Genomic DNA, 2,335 nt, shown 5'->3' with positions numbered 1-2,335 from the left:
ACTTTTTTAGTGATTTGGGTATTACCTGCCAGATTATACAAAAACTGGGTATTGGCGTAAATAGAAGGTTCGTGTCACCAGGTGCAGCCTTGTAAAGTTTTGTAAAAATGACCAATTTTTTAGGGTAAATTGATAAGAAATACAAATAATAACTTTGCCTAGTTTGTCTCCTTCTAGGCAAAGTACAATGAAAATATAGACCTCAGCATGAGGACTTGACCCATGCTATCTATCACTATCCAACATCCATTTTCGGCAAAGATATTTTCTCAAAATACTCCCCCGTCCAAAAAATCATCTATCAGGGAAAGAGAATATCTGCGGCCATCAGAAGTCAACGCCATGATTGGTGCTGCTCAAAAAGTAGGTCGTCATGGTGTTAGAGATGGAGCAATCATTTTATTGATGTTTCGTCACGGACTAAGAACTGCCGAATTAGTTGCTTTGAAATGGTCGCAGATAGATTTAGTAGGAGGTTATATAGAAATACATCGTGTCAAAAATGGTCATGACAGCATTCATCCTCTGCGTTCTCCCGAATTGAGAGCTTTGCGCCAAATTCAAAGAGATTACCCCGATTCGAGTTATGTTTTCGTATCTGAACGCAAAGCACCTTTATCAACCCGTTCAATCCGTCATATCATAGCCAGAGCTGGAGAAATTGCTAAAATCGCTTGGACAGTTCATCCTCATCAACTACGTCATGCTTGTGTTTCAGCCGTTCCCAACTTTAAAGCAGTAGTAAACTTCACCATCTGGTCATACTGTTGACGAATCAAATCCCAGTTGATTGGGCGAGTCAGAATCGGTTGTAGATTAGGGTAAGCATCACTTTGCCCAACGTAAGGACGATATAACTTTTGTACCTTAATCCGTTTCAATCTGGGCATTAACTGAAATCCTAATAAGTGAGTAAAGGCAAACGCCACTTCACTTTGACCATGACTATCAACATAATTTTTCTGCACATTCATATTAGTACAGTGGCGTAAAACCCCTTCAATCATCGCTGCCACCTCACTACTAGAACAAGTTTTGAGTTGGGAATAAATACAGGTAGATTTCTTCTCGACGTGCCAATAAATCATGACTCCTCGACCCCCATAACGGAGATGATACTGGGTTAGAAGATTCTGATCCCATGCGCCAAAATGTTTGCTATCACTGGCGCAAGTAGTAGTTCCTTCTCCCCAAATATGAGGTAAGCGAATCGCCGGGGGATGTTGTCGTAAAAGATAAGGAGTTTCTGTAGCCGCCCGATGACGGTAGGTTTTAATTAGTTTGGGTGATATTCCTTTAAATAAGTCAAGGGGTAAACCAATACCGCGAATCCGTTTGAGTTTTTCGATTTCAGTTAGGAAACTTTCTAAGCCAACAGGCCCCGGATCTGTTTTGAGAAAGGCAAAATCGGAAGTTTTTAGCTTCAGAGAATCTTGTTTTTCTTCTGCATTCAGAGAATGTTCTGTGGTTAAGAGAATATCAATTTCAGCCAGGTTTTCTTTTGATAACACAGAAAGTGTATGATAGCAGAATTCACTTTCATACTGACTGATAGCACTACGAATCAAACGCTCAATCCTACCTGATGTGGGCGGTTCGATTTGCAATTCTCTCCATCTTTGATAGACACTTTCAACGAGTGATTCAAACTTTTGTTCGTGAGGTAATACTTCTTTAATTAGCCAGTCGCTCATTTCTACTGAATCTTGGACGGTAGCTACTCTAAAATTAAATAAACGACGAATTTCAACACGATAAACTTTTGCGGTTCGTCCTTGCCAATCATAATCTGAGTATGAGCTTTCAGGAATTTTAAGTTGATTTGCTATGTAAGAGATAATAATTTGGGGAATAGACGATTTTTCGTCAGGAAAACAGGTAAAAATCTGAAAATGTTTTAATAATAGAGCAAATCCAATCTGATTACCGCCGACTTTGTTTCTGACTAATTCTAATTCCGTTGGCAGAAGTGTCCAATTTTCAATTAGTTCTTCTGTATCCCAATTTGACTTGACCATTCATCTTCTTCCCATCATTTGAAAGCCTGAGTATTTCTCAAGCGAGTGTATGAGAAAAGATTGTTGCACTATAAGAAATTAATCAACCATACAGACTTTAAGCTATTTGTCAAACGCTTAAAAAAATATATATTTAGAAAAATTATGAGTTAGGGGCAAAAAGGGAGGTAAGAGAGAAAAGTTATTCAGAGGCTAGAATCCATATATATCAAGTGTTCTAGCCACAGGCTGCACCTGATGACACGAACCTTCTATTTTCGCCAATTCCTTGTCTCTCAAGAACTTCAGATTTTCACGACTGGAATACCAAGCATCGC

General features: G+C 39.0%; 1 protein-coding gene and 2 pseudogenes. 1 reads left to right on the top strand and 2 read right to left on the bottom strand.

Annotated features, from left to right (window positions below):
- The first annotated feature begins 222 nt into the window (after window positions 1–222).
- On the top strand, window positions 223–771 hold the full coding sequence (locus AC5JMK_RS15020; RefSeq protein ID WP_495910458.1) for a tyrosine-type recombinase/integrase: 549 nt from the start codon (window positions 223–225) through the stop codon (window positions 769–771).
- On the opposite strand, the pseudogene AC5JMK_RS15015 reads toward AC5JMK_RS15020, so the two are convergent.
- Window positions 705–1,208: pseudogene (locus AC5JMK_RS15015) on the bottom strand (Tn3 family transposase); the annotation flags it as partial. The gene AC5JMK_RS15020 and the pseudogene AC5JMK_RS15015 sit on opposite strands and share 67 nt — an antisense overlap.
- A 357-nt stretch (window positions 1,209–1,565) precedes the next feature.
- A pseudogene (locus AC5JMK_RS15010) lies at window positions 1,566–2,018 on the bottom strand (DUF4158 domain-containing protein); the annotation flags it as partial.
- Window positions 2,019–2,335: the final 317 nt, after the last annotated feature.

This window comes from Pelatocladus sp. (assembly GCF_059505505.1).
Note: the sequence above shows the minus strand (reverse complement) of the source record. Positions and strands in the feature narration are given on the sequence as shown.